Here is a 17736-nt window from a genome sequence, read left to right as displayed (position 1 = left end):
AGTTTTTAATGATATAATTTTCGAAAAAAAACTTTGCAAAGGCTTACTATCATTGACTTTATAGAAATTATCCATGTTTATGAATAACTTGTCCATTTCTTAACATTTCATTAGCACTAATTTCGTCAACACTATTTAACCAATTAACCAATATCACAATGGAAAAACTTAAACTTTTATTATTAGCCTTCTTCTTTGGCTTCTCAATTAATACCTGGGCACAAAAAACAGAAGTGTCCGGTGTGGTATTAGATGACAAAGGTCTTCCTCTACCAGCTGCGAATGTACTTGAGAAAGGTACAACTAATACTGTAACAACAGATTTTGACGGAAAATTTAAATTTACGGCTTCAAACAAAAATGCAATATTGGTATTTTCTTTTATTGGATTTGAAGATCAGACTGTAAAATTAGATGGGACAAAAACAAATTATTCGATAAAATTACAGTCTACCACAACCAATTTAGAACAAGTAGTTGTAGTAGGTTATGGTAAAGGATCTCGTAAAAACTTAACAACTGCTGTTTCTTCTGTTAAAGCTGAAGATTTGAACAGAGGAGCAATTAGCGATGTGGGACAGCTTTTACAGGGTAAAGTTTCTGGTTTGAATATTTCTTCAAGCGGTGACCCTACAAAAACAGCTTCTGTAGTTTTGCGTGGAGCTTCAACATTAAATAGTTCGCAAGGGCCATTTTATGTAATCGACGGTATTCCTGGTGTAGATATCTCTGTGATTGCACCAGATGACATTGCAACTATTGATGTCTTGAAAGATGCCGCTGCAACGGCAATTTATGGTAACCGTGCTGCAAATGGGGTTATCATGGTGACAACAAAAAAAGGAAGTAAAGGCAGAACGCAAATAGCATACAATGGATATTTTGGTTTAGAAGAAGTTTCAAATAATCTGGATATGATGAATGCAGATCAGTTGAGAGATTTTACAACTAGAAATAATTTGAACTTTACGCCAGAGAATGATAAAGGAGCTAACACGAACTGGCAAAAAGAAATTTTAAGACAAGGACGTGCAGCATCAAGTAGCCATAACTTATCTATGAGTGGTGGTGGAGAACATGGAAATTATACAGCAAGTATTACTTCGATTAATAAAGAAGGGGTAATGTTAAAAAGTAATTTCTCTCGTATCATTGCTCGTTTGTCTGTTGAACAATTTGCTTTTGATGACAAAGTTAAATTTGGTTTAAACGTAACTAACTCTACTACAAAATACCAAAATGTACCACAACGTAACACGGTGCTTTTGCAAGCAGCAAGTTACCTTCCGATTTCTCCAGTAAGAAATCCTGACGGAACTTTTTTTGAAAATTTTGTGAGTACGGGATATTTTAACCCAGTAGCTTTAATTGAGCATGGTACTGATGAGACTAAAACGGATAACTTGGTAGGAAATCTTACTACAGAGGTAAAACTTCCGTTTGGAATCACTTATAATTTGAATTTAGCGCATCAAAGATTAACGGCGTCTCATGGAGAGTTTTATGATAGTTATTATTCACAATACAATAGTGCCAACTTTTACAACAATCCAGATCCGCCTTTGACAAAAACATTGGTTAACTTTGGGGTAAATGGTTCAGCATTAAGAAATGCTTACGAAACTAGAAACAACATTATTGAAAGTTTCTTTACTTGGGATAAAACATTTGGAGAGCATAAAATAAAAGCAGTTTTAGGTTATTCATGGCAGGAAAATACTTTAGGAGACGGTTTTCAAGCTACAACAACAAACTTTCCTGTAGATAATGTTGGGTACAACAATTTAGCTTTAAGCAATTATACTTCGGTTAATGGTTATGTTGTAAATTTTGGCGATAGTAAAGCGTATCAAAAAACTCGTTTGATCTCTTACTTTGGTCGTTTAAACTATAATTATAAAGACAAATATCTTTTACAAGGATCGCTTAGAAGAGATGGAGGATCTATGTTTGGAGAGAATAACCAATGGGGGTATTTTCCATCTGTAGGGGGAGCATGGAGATTGGATAAAGAAGGTTTTATGAAAAATCAAAGTTTCTTTAGCGATTTAAAATTAAGAGGAAGCTGGGGGATCACAGGAAACTCTTCTGGATTTAATGCTTACACGGCTCAATTTATATCTGGAAGTTTAGGAACTTTCTATTACAACGGACAACAGATTGGAGCTTATGGACCTAACCAGGCTGCAAATCCTGATTTGAAATGGGAAAAAACAGCTACAGGAAATATCGGTCTTGATTTCACAATCTTAAAAGGAAAACTATCTGGATCTGTTGATGTTTACAACAAGAAAACAACAGATATGATCTTCAACTATAATGTTAATCCAGTATTGGTGCCAGTAGGAACTATTGTAGCCAACGGAGGAACAATGTCTAACAAAGGTATCGAGTTGAGTTTAAATTCTACTCCAGTAAAAACAGCAAATTTCACATGGAATACAAACCTGAATTTGGCTCATAATAAAAATGAGATTGTTAAATTAACTAGTCCATTTTTTGTTGGAGGAGATTCTATTCGTAGAGTACAGCCAGATGGAGGCGGACAAACAGGAAGTACTTTACAGATTTTTAAAGAAGGAAAACCTCTTGGTCAATTCTTTACTCTGAAATATGCAGGAAAAAATGCTAATGGGGTTTCGCAGTATTATGATAAAAATGGAGACTTGACTACTGCACCGCAAATTGGAGTAGATTATCATTATGCAGGAGATGCACAGCCAAAATTATTAATGGGATGGGCGAATACTTTCCAATACAAAAAATTTGATTTGAATATTTTCTTCAGAGGTGTTTTTGGAAATAAAATTTTTAATGCAACTCGTGCCGATTTATTTAGACCAAGCACTGCAATGACTACTAATATATTGGTTGATGCAGGCAATGAATCGCCAAATGACTTAAACGCTTATAAATATTCAGATCGTTTTATAGAAGACGGCAGTTACATAAGATTAGACAACATGACTCTAGGGTATAATTTTGGTAAAGTAGGAAGATACATAAGCAGTGTTCGTCTTTACCATACTATCAACAATGTATTTGTGATTACCAAATACACAGGAATTGATCCAGAGGTAGAACAAGGAGGAACAGCTCCAGGTGTAGATTCAAATAACTTCTATCCAAAAACAAGAACATATTTGTTCGGTTTAAATGTGATCTTCTAAAAACTTAATGCTAAAAATTATGAAAAAGATATTAAAATATTTAGGGCTTCCAGTACTTTTAGCTGGTATGGTATGGTCTTGTGATGATCTAGAGGTGCCTATTACAACACAATTGACACCTGAAGTATTTCCTCAAAACTCAACACAATATATTCAGGCTACAGGCCCAGTTTACGTAGCTTTCAGAGGTGAATTCTCATTTGCTTGGTGGTGGTCACAATCTTTATCAACAGATGAAGCTATTTTGCCTGCAAGAGGAGGAAACTGGTTTGATAATAGAAACTACATTGCTATGCATTACCACGATTGGAATGCTGACAACGGAATCATAGGAAGTCTTTGGGATTGGTCGTCTAAAGTAATTGGAACAAGCAATCAGACGATATCAATTTTAAGACAGACAATGCCAGAAGGGGCGGAGAAAAAAACGCTGATTTCAGAGATTAAAACAATGCGCGCGATTTCTTATTTCATGTTAATGGACAGTTATGGAGATGTGCCTTTGGATACTTTATATGGAGATTTTACTTCTAAGGCTAAAACACCGAGAAAAGAAGTTTTCAATTTTATCGAAAAAGAATTAAAAAGCGCTATTCCTAATTTAAATCCAGCGTCTGGAGTTACTACTTATGGAAGACCAAACAGACAAACTGCTAATGCAATGTTAGCCAAATTATATCTGAATGCTGAGGTATATACAGCAACAGCACGTTATACAGATTGTATTGCGGCTTGTGATGAAGTTATTAATTCTGGATTGTATTCTGTTGAACCAAGAGCGACTTATCTTCAAATGTTTTATCCAAATAACGGACCGCAGATGAAAGAATTCATTTTTGCAGTTCCTTATGATCCAGCAGCTGTTACAGTTGGTTACAACGGACAAATGTATCACGCACGTTATGATGTGCCACGTTCTGAAAGAGCTAAGTTCGGTCTTCCTTTTACGCCAAGTGCACCTAGAAGTACGCTGCCAGAATTCTATGCTTATTTTAATGATGCTAATGATATTCGTAACAAACAATGGTTAACAGGTCTTCAATATATGAATGACGGTGTTACTCCTGTGATGGTGACGACAACTAAAAAAGGATACGACCAGTTTTATACAGGATCTGATGGAGGAGCAAGCTATACTTATCAAGTAAATTTGACACCAGATATTATACCTCGTCAAAGTGAACCTTTATTTGATCTTGGAAATGACGAAATCGCATGGAACATGGGATATAGAAATATTAAATTCTATCCAGACGCGACTTCAACAAATCGTAACCAAAAGAACGACGTTCCTTTCTTGCGTTATTCAGATATACTTTTAATGAAAGCGGAGTCAATTCTTCGTGGAGGAGCTGTAACCTTAGGACAAAGTGCAGATGCATTAGTAAACATGGTTCGTTCTAACCGTACAACATCTGCAATTTTAAGCGGAGTAACTTTAGAAGAACTTTACAAAGAAAGAAGCCGTGAATTTACTTGGGAAGCATGGCATAGAAATGATATGATCCGTTTTGGAAAATATGAAGGATCTTGGGGCTACAAAACAAATACTGATACTTATCGTCGTGTTTTCCCAATTCCAACCAATGCAATGGTTTTAAATCCAGCTCTGATACAGAATGATGGATATTAAACATAAAGTTAGTTAAGTGCTCATGGTAGCAGTTTTAGTTTGAAAAGGGGAAGAACCTAAAAAATCTTCTCCTTTTTAATAAAAAAGAAAACAGATCGGTTAGTTGCTCAATCATTAGTTTTAGTTTTCATTTTTTGAATGCATACAAAGCTTAATCGAATGCGGTTATTGAAAATCAATGAAAGATTAAGCTTTGTGCCATTCTTTTTATTTTAGAATATTTAACCCGATAATTCTTGGTTAAATCTTGCAAGGTCTTCAATTTAATTACCACAAAAAAATCGTTGCCTAATCTTGTCCCCATCAATACAAAAAGCATAATGGAACTGAATAAAATATATAAAATAGGACATATTGCCATAAGTTTAACTCTTATTTTTTTAGTGTCGTGCAATGCGCAACAAACCATTTCTTTACAAAAGAAAAAATTATCAGATATGGTTTACCCGTTGTTGGACACCGAAAATTCAAGATGGTTTTACTTTTCATCAGCAAGCCGTCCGTTTGGTATGGTTAATTTAAATCCCGACACAGAGATTAAAGGCGATTGGGGAGGCGGTTATAAATATACTACAGATACAGTTAAAGGTTTCAGCCATGTTCATGAATGGCAATTATCGGGAGTGTCTATAATGCCAGTAACAATTTCGGAAGCTAATAAAAGTACTGTTTTCAAAGATTTTTATTCCAAATTCAGCCATCAAACCGAAATCATTACACCAGGATATCATTCGTTACTATTAGACAGATATCAGATAAAAGCAGAATTGAGCAGTACGCCAAGAGTCGGATTTCATCAATATACTTTTCCTAAAAAAGCACAAAAAGCAATACTTTTTAATCTGAACACTATTTTAGGGCCTTGTGATAATTTCGATGGAAAATTAGAAAAAAACAATGATTATGAACTTTCAGGATCATTAGTTTTAAGCACCAATTTTAGACGCCCAAAACCATTGACGGTTTTCTTTAAAGTCAAAACAAATCAGCCTATCGCTTCTGTCGAAAAAGATAATGTAACAGGTAATTATTTGGTTGTTTTTAATGGAAAGAATTCCCGAGTTCTGATGAAAGTCGGTATTTCGTACACGTCAATTGAAAATGCTAACAACAATATTGAAACCGAATTAACCCATTGGGATTTTAATAAAACGGTTGAAGATTCCAGAAACGAATGGAGTAATTTGTTGGGAAGAATAAAAATAGAAGGCGGAACAGAAACCGAACAAAGAAGATTTTACACTGATCTATGGCATGCTCTGCAAGGGAGAAAAATGATCAGTGATGCAAATGGATCCTACCCTGACAATACAGGGGAAAAATTCAGGGTAGGGCACTTGCCCTTAAACGCAAATGGAAAGCCTAAGTTCAATCACTATAATTCTGATGCTTTTTGGGGTGCACAATGGACAATCAATAATCTTTGGGGATTGGTATATCCTGAAATTATGGAAGAATTTGTGTATTCGTTAATGCAGTATTACAAAGATGGCGGTTCTATTCCGCGCGGACCTTCGGGAGGAAATGATACCTATGTAATGACAGGAGCATCGGCAACACCTTTTATTGTAAGCGCCATTCAAAAAGGAATTGTAAAAGAAGATTTGGAAGACATTTATGTTGCGCTTAAAAAAGGGCATATGACAGACGGAATTATGTCAAAAGCCGGTTATGAGCACAAAACCAATATTGGAGGAGGTTTAAAATATTACTTAGAAAAAGGATATGTTCCGTATCCGCTTCCAGAAGGCAATTTTGGAAGCCATGAAGACGGAGCCAGCCAGACTTTAGAATATGCTTATCAAGATTGGACTTTGGCGCAATTGGCGAAAAAATTAAACCATGAAGAAGATTATAATTATTTCATGAAAAGGTCAAAAAACTATCAAAATGTTTTTGATCAAACCATTGGATGGATGCGCCCAAAAAATGTAGATGGAAAATGGAGAGAAAATTATGATCCCTATCAATATGAAAACGGATTTATTGAGTCAAACGGAGCACAGTCAACATGGTTTGTACCGCATGATATTGAAGGTTTAGCGAATTTAATGGGAGGAAGAGAAAAAGCCGTTACAAAATTAAATCAGCAATTTGAAACGGCTAAAAAGCAAAATTATACCTCTGGTACATCGCACGATGCCGAATTGCATCCAGAGTTTAGCCGAATTCCGATAAATTTTGGAAATCAGCCTTCCATGCAGACTTCAAACATTTTTACCGTTTTAGGAAGACCAGATTTAACCCAGTATTGGACGAGAAATGTAGTTAAAGAAACCTTCAGCGGATTGTCTCCATCAACTGGTTATAACGGTGATGAAGATCAAGGATTAATGGGAAGTTTGAATGTTTTGTTAAAATTAGGTATATTTCAAATGAATGGAGGAACAGATAAAGATGCTGTTTATCAAATAGGAAGTCCGATATTCAATAAAATCTCAATTGATTTAAATCCAAAATATTATTCAGGAAAGACATTCGTGATTAAAGCCAATAATAATAGTCCTGAAAATGTATATATAAAGGGCATTAAATTCAATAATAAAGCAGTTAAGAATTTTACGCTTTCGCATCAGGAAATTACGAATGGCGGAGAGTTGATTTTAGAAATGTCAAAGTAAAGTTTTTTTAGTCCGTAAAGAAATAAATAAGTAATGAAAATATATAGTAAAAATATACTTTTAGGAATATCATTTTTGTTTACAATAGCCCTAAATGCTCAAACTGTACAACAATATGTTGACCCAATGATAGGTTCAGAAGGAGTTGGTAGAGTTTTTATCGGGCCATCATGTCCGTATGGAATGGTGAAACCAAGTCCAGATTGTACTTCGAGTCCCAATAGTGGTTGGCTTCCAATGCCAAAAGAAGTAACAGGATTCAGTCAGGTTCACGTAAGCGGAACAGGCGGAGGACCAAAATATGGAAACATCCAAATTATGCCGTTTTCAGGAGCTTTGGATAAAATGGATCAGACTTCATTTAGAACCGAGGAAAATGTAAAACTGGGTTATTATGAAACGGTCTTTAAAGAAAATAATATTAAAACAGAGATTACGACAGGAGAGAAAGTATCTTTTTACCGTTTTACTTACCCTAAAAACAAATCAAGAGAATTAAAAATCGATCCAGGATTTTTTCTTGGAGAAGAAAAGATTCCAGAGGCGAGAGAAGCGCAGCAGTTTGTAGGTTCTCAGATTGAAATTGTCTCAGAAACAGAAGTGAGAGGCTACAGCAGAATCCGCGGAGGCTGGAACAATGGACGCGCTTATACAGTTTATTTCTGGGCAGTTTTTGACCAGCCGATAGCAAAATATGTCACTTATAAAGACGGAAAATTTTATAATGAAAAAGCCCAGTTTGATTCGGGAAAAAAGACTGCAGCTCTACTCTCTTTCGGAAATGGAAAAGAAGAACTGAAAGTCAAAATAGGAATTTCATTTTTAAGTGAATTAAAAGCAAAAAATAATATAGAAGAGGAAGTTCCGCATTGGAATTTCGATGAGGTTTTAAAGACTTTAGAAAACAAATGGGAAAACCTCCTAAGCAGAATCCAGCTTTCTAAAGATACATCAGAAGATTATAAGAAAATGTTCTATACAGGTTTGTATCACACCATGATTATGCCTGTGAACCGAACTGGTGAAAACCCATTATGGACAAATGACGAGCCGTATTATGATGATTTTTATACCATCTGGGATACTTTTAGAACGTCAAGTCCTCTAATCACTTTAATTGATTCTAAACGAAAAGTGGAAATAATTAATGCCATGCTAAATATTTACAAGCGTGAAGGTTATCTTCCTGAGGGTAGAAGTGGAAACGATAACGGAAGAACACAAGGAGGATCAAATTCTGAAGTTGTAATTGCAGATGCTTTTGTGAAAAATTTAAAAGGAATAGATTACGAATTGGCTTTGCAAGCTATGTTAAAAGATGCTGAAGTGCCACCAGGAGGAAATGAAGAAAGAGAAGGCAGAGGCGGACTTATAGATTACCTAAAATTAGGATACGTTCCGTATGGCACCGACCGCGCAGGAAATCGAACTATTGATTATGCCTATAACGATTATAATATTGCAATCGTGGCAAGAGGACTTGGCAAAACAGATCTTTATGAAAGATACATAAAACAAGCCGACAGCTGGCAAAATTTGTGGAGAGGAGACTACGAAAATAATGGTGCAAAAGGATTTATCATGCCGAAAGATAAAGATGGAAAATGGCTAGATGATGTTGTTTTCGGAGAGTCAAAAATCCAAAAGCCAACTTTCAAATATACACCTGTAATCATTGAGTCTCCTTGGTATGTATGCCATTGGTGCGTTTTCTTTTACGAAGGAAATTCATGGGAATATTCATTAAGCATTCCGCATGATGTGCCAGAATTGGTAAAAAAATCTGGAGGAGAAAAAGCCTTTGAGAGCAGATTGAATACTTTCTTTGATTCAGAACTGTATAATGTTGCCAACGAACCTTCATTTTTGACTCCGTGTTTATATCACTGGATTGGCAAGCCCTATTTAAGCAGCGATAGAATCAGAGCAATTATAAAAAGAAGTTTCAATACTTCACGAGAAGGTTTACCAGGAAATGATGATTCTGGTGCAATGTCTTCTTGGCTTGCTTTTCATATGATGGGATTATATCCAAATGCTGGGCAGCCTTATTATTTGATTAATACACCTTTCATAAAAGAAACAGTTGTAAAATTAGAAAACGGTAAAAGTTTTAAAATCACTACTAAAAAAATGAGTGATAAAAACATATATATAAAATCAGCGCTTTTGAATGGAAAACCGTATGATAAAGCGTGGATTATACATGATGATATCAATAATGGTGGAGAATTGATTTTCGAAATGGATTCTAAACCTTCAGCTTGGGGAACCGTGATTTTACCGCCAAAAAAATAAAAAGTATAAGCAAAATGAAAAATATGATTTTAATGTTTCTTTTCTGCATTGTTTATCAGAATGGAACAGCACAGAATTACGTACCAACAATTAAGAATAATACAGAACTTAATTATGTCTGCAAGCTTCACGGCCAGACTAGGACTTTGACTTTGACAGCTCAAACCGTTGGTGATGGACTAACTTTTAAACTGGAGACGAGAGGTGTAAAAAGTAGTATTGTAATGCTTCCAGAAGCGATAAAGAATGGGACAGAATTGAGTTTCAATCAAGGAGAATACGCTCCAGTCTTAAACTTAAAACCAAGTGAAACTTTTTTTATGATTTCTAGATCGGCTTATCAAGATTTATTAAAGAAAGGTTCGTTTGTTTATAATAATACGACTTACATTTTAGATAAAAGCGAAGATAAAAATAGTGTTTCAATTGACGGAAAAACGATGGAAACGTTACATGTGATTGCTCAGATTGATGAAACGGAAATGTGGATTATCAAAAATCCCGAGTTCCCTCTAATTTGTAAAATCATCAAGAATCCGTTAGGGATAAATCCGACCTTAGTAAAAGTAACAGATAGGTAATATGGATTTATCATAAACACATAGAAACATAGGTTTGTCTAAAAGAGAGTTTTTCAGAAAAACCAGTTTTTACACATAGCTATGTGCATTATCGCAAGTGAAACGCCATTTAAAAGCATTTAAATCTATGTTTCTAGGTGTTAAAGATAATTATAAGCAAAGTTTTTGCAGATAAAGAAAAGGAAGATATCAATTTAAAAAAAAATCACATTTTCAGTATAAAATGATAATTTCAGAACATTAGGCAAAATTCTTGGTAAATTGTTGAAAGTTGTTTTTAAATTTACAGGAATTACACTTAAACTTTATTTTTATCAATTATGAAATTATCTATCTTAACCTCTTTACTTTTTTGCTGCATTTGTTTCGGACAAAATAATACAGATACCAGTTTGTATATGAAGTCTGATAAAATTACTTATTTAACAGATATTGGCTCAGAATCAGGAGATTTATATAAAACAATCGGTCATCACGGTCCAGCAGTTGAAAACGAATGGATGGCATTGCGAATTTATTTCAGCGACAAAGTAGCAATTGACGTTTATTCTAAAGCGAAACCAGGTTTAGAATTGAGAAAAGCAAATTGGTACCCAACACCGCAACAACAAAAAGAAGGATGGGGAGCCGATTATTATAAAGTGGCGTCAACTGTAGGATTAGGCGGTGTTAAGCTTTGGGACGGAGATAAATTAGTTCCTTTAAATCCAGTGACAAATCGTTTAGCGCGCGTGGGCAAAACAGATACAACTTCTTGGATGGAAATGATTTCGAGAGGTGTTCCATATAAAGGAAAAAAAGTTGACATCTTAGTTCGTGTTACGGTATTTTCTGGAAAAAGAGAAGCAAAAGTAGAAGCGGTTTCCTTAACTGGAGAAAAAGTACAATTTGCAACTGGAATCAATTATTTTAAAGATTTTGGAACTAAAAAAGGGTCTAATTATATCGCAGTTTGGGGAAAACACCCAGAAGACGTAGCAGCAGAAATTGTAGAAATTGGTGCTGCAATTATGTACAATCCGAAAGATTATGAAAAAACGACAGACGACGGAACACAATATTTATTGATTTCAAAACCTGCAAAAACTTTAGAGACTTCAATTATATCTTCGAGTGCGAGAGAAACAGAATTAAACACTTTAGATAAATTGGAGGCATATATTAAAAAATAAACGCATACAAAATACATGTTTAGAATATCGGCTATATTAGTAATATTACTTTCTTTAAATTCCTGCAAATCACAGCAGACTTTAAAAAAAGAAGTTCAAATTGCTTTTATAGCCGATGCTCATTTACAGGATATTTACGCCAAATTTGAAGACAGCGACTATAAAGGCATTCAAAATCCTGTAACGGGTGAATATGCTAATATCAGAACTATGAATTCTCAGTTGCATTCTACACGAATTTTCAACGAAAACTATTTTGCTTTTTTAGAAGCCTTAAATGACATTGTAAAAAGAGGAATTAAACAAGTAGTGCTTCCAGGCGATTTTAGCGATGACGGACAGCCTGTCCACGTTCGCGGATTGAGAAAAATTCTTAATGAATATTCCCAGAAATATGGCATTTCGTTTTTTGTGACCACAGGAAATCATGATGTAGTAAAACCGTTTGCTCAAGATGCTGTCAAAACCGATTTTCTAGGGAAAAATGGAAAGGAACAGATTATCAGCAGTTCTCCAAATAATTTTAGCAAAAGCAAAAGTGAGCTCGAGCCCATTATAACAGCCGATATTAAAAATTGGGGTTACAAAGAAACAATTCAAGAAATGCGCGATTTTGGTTTCTTTCCAAAAAAGACCGATTTATATTGGGAAACACCATTTTCCGATTATACCTATGAACAATATAATTTCGAAAAAGCTCAAGACGAATCTGTTTTAGAAAAAAGAACGTACCTCATTAAAAACACCAATTTGTCTTTGCCGGATGCCAGTTATTTGGTCGAGCCAGTAAATGGAATTTGGCTTTTGGCTATTGATGGCAATGCGTATGTTCCGAATGAGAAATTATCGGGTCAGTCCAATAATCCAAATGATTTTTCAGGAGCTAATATAGGTTACAATAATGTTCTAATTTACAAAAGCCATTTAATTAATTGGGTAAAAAAAGTTGCCTCAGAAGCCAAACAAAGAGGAAAAATTCTGATTGCTTTCAGTCATTATCCACTGGTTGAATTTAATAATAATGCTTCATCAGAACTAGAACAGCTTTTTGGTGCTAATAAAATGCAGTTGTCAAGGGTTCCAAGTGAAGAAGTGGCGCAACAATTTGCAGATGCTGGAATTCAGGTTCATTTTGGCGGACACATGCACATTAACGATACAGGAATTAGAACGACAGCAAAAGGGAATACGCTTTTCAATATTCAGACACCATCGCTTGCGGCTTATATGCCAGCTTATAAAATCTTGACGATTCATTCGGATTCAGATCTTGAGGTCGAAACGATTGTCATCGGAAAAGTGGCTAAATTCAATAGTTTATTTCCTTTTTACGAACAAGAATATGCTCATTTAAAAGAAATTAATAGCAAAAACATTTGGGATAAAGATATTTTAAAAGCAAAGGATTATGCAGCATTTACAAACTGGCATTTAAAAGAATTAGTTCGATTGCGATTCTTGCCTGAAGATTTTCCGGCTGATTTCTTAAAGTCGATAGAAAAACTTTCAGGAAAAGATTTGCTAGAAATAGGCAAAGATACCAAAGAAATTACCAAGGATTTAAAGGAAAATTCCCTTGTATTTTCTGAATTTGAATCTTGGACAGGATTTGATATGATTTTCGATTTTTACAGATTAAAGAACGCTGATGAACTTGCTATTCCAGAAATTGGAAAGAAAAGATTAAAGGAATACGAGTTAGTATGCAGGCAGTTAAAAAAATCAAATGATGCAAAACTGATTTTATGGGCAGAAATATTTCTTAAAACCATGTTTGGTCAACCTTCAGATCATTTTAAAATTGACTTAAAAAATAGTAAAATTGATAATTTGTCTGTTAAATAATTCCGATATTTATTAATTCAAAAAGATTAAATTGCATTTATAATTTATTTTCATGAGACAAAAATTCTTTTTAGTATTCTTATTATCTGCCGTTTTTTATCATTCTTATTCACAGAGCATAAAATTCGCGCATTATAATGACAATAATGGATTGTCTCACAACTCAGTACGCCATATTGTACAAGATAAAAAAGGTTTCATGTGGTTTGGAACATTCTCAGGACTAAACCGTTTCGATGGTTATCAGTTTAAAAACTACATGAGTTCAACTCCTGGAAAAAATAAATTATACAATGATGATATCACAGCTTTAGAACTTGACGAAGCTTCTAATCATTTGTGGATTGGTACGCGAAAAGGATTGACGCTTTTTAAAATGGATACCCATGTTTTTACCACCTTTTTCCATAAAAAAGATGATCCAAACAGTTTGCCAGATGATGAAGTAAGATCGGTTTATGTAGATAAATTCAAAAGAGTTTGGGTTGGTACGAAGACAAAAGGAATGTATCTGTTCTTTTTGAATGAAAATCGATTTGAGAGAATTAAATTAAAAGGATTTGATTACGTTAAAGAAATTTTCGAAGATAAAAAAGGAAATGTCTGGATTGGAAGTTATGAAAATTCATCTGTTGCCAAAATTACAATGGATGCCAAAGGTGCTATTGTCAGAATTACCAATTACACGCTTTCTGTTCCTTATTCCAATATAAAAAATCCGTACATCAACTTTATTTATGAAGATGCAAAACAGGATATTTTTGTTGGAACTCGTGAGGGATTATACAAATTAGATAAGACTACAAATCAGTTTGTTAATTTATATATTGAAAACAAACAGGTTAGGGGTGCATTAGGACCTTATTTTTTATCTGTTGCTCGTGCTCCAGATGGTAAATATTGGGTAGGAACTTTAGGAGGATTGTTGGTTTGCGACCAGTTAGAAAACATTCAGAATGGAAATTACAAATGGTATTATTCTATTTTGTCTGATGATACTTCGCTTGTCGATAATTTAATTTCAGCTCTTTATTTTGATAAATCTGGCGTCTTATGGATTGGAACTGAAGACGGTTTGGACAAATATGATCCGTACGAAAATCAGTTTACATTAAACAAAGATATTTCGCGTTCTATTGGCAATCAGGCGCCAAGAATTAGAGGATTTGCAAAAACGTACGATCAGAAAATTATTGTCGCGACGTACCACAATGGACTTTTTATTTCGAATACAAAAAGCTCAACTCCTTTGCACAATACTGGAAAAGATATTGCTAGCATTTATTCAGATGATGGAAAGATTTTTTACTGTGGTCTTTGGGATGGAAATGTTTTGGTTTACAATTATGCTGCAAATTCCTCCAGAGAAATTAAAGTTGGTTTTGAAAAGTCGCCTGTTTTTGCTTTTAGCAAAATTGGTAACGACTTAATGATCGTAGGTTCATTTGGCGAAGGTGCCGTAGTTTTAAATACTAAAACACTTCAAGTGCAAACTTCTAACGAACTTTTGCCTGGTTTTCAGATTAATGCTATCGAGAGAGATGCCAAAAATAATGTTTGGTTTGCTACTGAAACAGGTGTTGTGAAATATAATATTAGTTCAGGAAAAATAGAAACCTATTCGTCGCTTTTCATAAAAGAAAAAGGAGTTCCGCACGACGAAAATGTAAGTGATGTTTTGGTAGATGTTAAAGGTAAAATTTGGGCTTCAACGCGTTTTGGATTGTGTTTGTACAATCCGAAGAAGAATGAATTTGAACCTGTAAAAAATCTAAAAGAGCTTTCTGGTAAATGGATTACCGATATTTTATCTGATGCAAGTGGAAATCTCTGGCTGAATATCAACAACAATAATATTGCTTTTGTCAAATCGAATTTAAAAGATATTAGCATTTATCATGTAAATAGTGGAAACCGATTGGATGTTTTTAGCGCTAGCGGCTTCTTTTATTTTAATAATTCTAATATTTTTCTAGGGGGAAAAAACGGAATTATTTCTTTTTCTCCACCCGCAATGAAAAGAAATAATTGGTCGCCATTACCAGTGATTTCAGAGTTTAAAATTCAGAACGAAGAAGTTTTTCCAGAAATGGAAATAAATGGAGAAATTCCGCTTTCAAAAGATCTCAATTACGGAAAAGAAATTGAATTAAGCCATAAAAATCGAAACTTTTCTCTTCAGTTTTCAGCTCCTTCTTTTGCAAACGAAAAATTAAATAAGTTTCAATACATGTTGGAAGGGTTTGATAAACATTGGATTACAGCCAATAGCACTTCAAGAATTGTGCAGTATACGAATCTTTATCCAGGCAATTATACTTTTAAAATCAGATCAAGCAACAGCGATGGATATTGGAGCAAAATAGTTTCTTATAAAATAAAAATCCTGCCTCCATTCTGGCTAACGCCGACTTCTTTTTTAATGTTTTTTGCCATTCTATTTGGTGTTTTCTATTTTGTTAGGAAAGAAATCAAAAATCGAATTCGCTTAAAGCAAGAACTGCTTACCGAAAAAGTAAACAGAGAGCATGATATCAAGCTGAATAATGAAAAACTGCGTTTCTTTACCAATATTTCTCATGAATTAAGAACGCCTTTGACCCTGATTTTAGGTCCTGCGAAACAATTGCTGGAAGAAAATAGCCATGCAACAGATTACGAAAAAAGCAGATACAATCTGATTTATCAGAACGCAAGCCGATTATTGAATTTGGTAAATCAAGTATTAGATTTTAGAAAAGCACAATCGGGCGAATTGAAATTGAAAGTTACGGAGACCAATATTTTGACGTACTCAAAAAATATTTTTGATTCGTTTAAAGAAATGGCTTATAACAAAAAGATTAAACTCAATTTTATCTCTGAAGATGATGAAATAAACGGTTGGATTGATAATGATAAGTACGATAAAATCTTGTACAATCTTTTATCTAATGCTTTAAAATTTACCAACAAAAACGGAAATGTCGATTTGTATATCAGATTAAAAGACACCGTTGAAGATATTTTGGTTATTGAAGTAACTGATGATGGAATTGGTATTCCGTTAAAAAGTCAGGAGAAGATTTTCAAGCGTTTTTATCAGGCTTCAAACAGTAAGGCCAATAATACAGGATCGGGTATTGGTTTATCTTTGGTGAAATCTTTGGTGGCGATTCACAAAGGAAATATTGCTGTAGAAAGCACTCAAGGAAAAGGAAGTACATTTAAAGTTGAACTTCCTATTGATCGTGCTTCTTACGTGCACAAGGAAGTGTTTGAATATGCTATTAAAAACGATAATCTAAGTATGCTTATTCCTGAAAAAGCGGCTAAGAAAATTATTCAAAATACCGATTTAAAAGAGAAAATTCTTGTAATTGAGGATAATAGCGAACTTAGAAAATATCTGGTTGATTATTTGTCGGATTATTATAAAGTGTACGATGCAGAAAACGGTGAGGAGGGTTTAAAAATCTGCCGACAAATTAAACCGATTGTATGTGTTACTGATGTCATGATGCCAATTATGGACGGGTTGGAATTTTGTCGACAGCTTAAAAATGACGAGTTCATTAGCCACATTCCAGTGGTTATGCTTACGGCACTTTCAGAAAATATGGATAAAGTGAAAGGCTACGACACAGGAGCTGATGCTTATTTAGTAAAACCTTTTGAGCCATTGTTGCTTAAAACGGTGATTGAAAACATGATCAAATCAAGATTGGAACTTAAGCAAAAATTCTCTGGAGAAGTTGAAAGCAAAGTAAGTATGCTTACGCATTCTCCTATTGACGAAGAATTTATGGAAAAAGTAACCAATTTGATCAACGATAATTTAAGCGAATTAGATCTTTCTACCGAATTTCTTTGCGATAAGCTTGGAGTGAGCTCTTCTAAACTCTACAGAAAGATTAAGGAATTAACAGATTTAGCTCCAAACGAATTTATTAGAACGATTCGTCTTAAAAAGTCTGCGGAATTGCTTAAAAGTAAAAAATACAATGTTTCTGAAGTAACCAATTTAGTTGGGTTTAATGATCCATTGTATTTTAGCAGGTGCTTCAAAAAACAATTTGGTTTCCCACCTAGTAAACTGATTAATTAGTTTTTTTTTGCCACGACTCGAGCGATAGCGAACTGGCGAAGCAATTACATTAATTTTCACGAATTTATATGAGATTAATCTTTGTCAAAGTTTAAAACTTTGACAAAGATTTTTTTAGATTATCAAAAACATAACCCGTGGTTTCAACCACGGGGACACAATGCATATCGACAATATAATTTTCCTCACAACGTTTCCCGTGGTTGAAACTACGGGCTATATTTGAAATACAAATCTTCAATCTTGTCATCCTTGTAAAAGTTACTTATTTCGGTAACGGATTTATCATTTCAATTGGCTTTTTTCCATCAATTCCCTGATGTGGTCTT

Annotated in this window: 8 protein-coding genes; all 8 read left to right on the top strand. The window is 34.3% G+C overall.

Going from position 1 to position 17736, the window contains the following annotated elements:
- Window positions 1–158: 158 nt before the first annotated feature.
- The 8 genes from AC3Y25_RS21260 (at window position 159) to AC3Y25_RS21225 (ending at window position 17407) form a co-directional block, all read left to right on the top strand.
- Window positions 159–3170: a SusC/RagA family TonB-linked outer membrane protein gene (locus AC3Y25_RS21260; protein ID WP_489904118.1), complete on the top strand. Its 3012-nt coding sequence runs from the start codon at window positions 159–161 to the stop codon at window positions 3168–3170.
- A 19-nt stretch (window positions 3171–3189) separates the two neighbouring features.
- Window positions 3190–4803: a RagB/SusD family nutrient uptake outer membrane protein gene (locus AC3Y25_RS21255; RefSeq protein ID WP_489904117.1), complete on the top strand. Its 1614-nt coding sequence runs from the start codon at window positions 3190–3192 to the stop codon at window positions 4801–4803.
- 320 nt (window positions 4804–5123) lie between these two features.
- Window positions 5124–7424, top strand: a complete 2301-nt coding sequence (locus tag AC3Y25_RS21250; RefSeq protein WP_489904116.1) for a GH92 family glycosyl hydrolase — start codon at window positions 5124–5126, stop codon at window positions 7422–7424.
- Window positions 7425–7457: 33 nt separating this feature from the next.
- Window positions 7458–9722, top strand: a complete 2265-nt coding sequence (locus tag AC3Y25_RS21245) for a GH92 family glycosyl hydrolase (protein ID WP_489904115.1) — start codon at window positions 7458–7460, stop codon at window positions 9720–9722.
- A gap of 14 nt (window positions 9723–9736) precedes the next feature.
- The gene (locus AC3Y25_RS21240) at window positions 9737–10303 is read left to right on the top strand and encodes a hypothetical protein (protein WP_427874377.1); all 567 of its coding nucleotides are present in this window, start codon (window positions 9737–9739) and stop codon (window positions 10301–10303) included.
- Between the two features lie 320 nt (window positions 10304–10623).
- Window positions 10624–11475, top strand: a complete 852-nt coding sequence (locus tag AC3Y25_RS21235; RefSeq protein WP_489904114.1) for a DUF4861 family protein — start codon at window positions 10624–10626, stop codon at window positions 11473–11475.
- 15 nt (window positions 11476–11490) lie between these two features.
- Complete coding sequence (locus AC3Y25_RS21230) at window positions 11491–13320, top strand: metallophosphoesterase (protein WP_489904113.1); 1830 nt, start codon at window positions 11491–11493, stop codon at window positions 13318–13320.
- Between the two features lie 52 nt (window positions 13321–13372).
- Window positions 13373–17407: a hybrid sensor histidine kinase/response regulator transcription factor gene (locus AC3Y25_RS21225; protein ID WP_489904112.1), complete on the top strand. Its 4035-nt coding sequence runs from the start codon at window positions 13373–13375 to the stop codon at window positions 17405–17407.
- Window positions 17408–17736 lie beyond the last annotated feature (329 nt).

The organism is Flavobacterium sp. LK-23, from assembly GCF_058135255.1.
The sequence above is the reverse complement of the archived record's forward strand: the minus strand, read 5'-3'. Positions and strand labels throughout refer to the sequence as shown.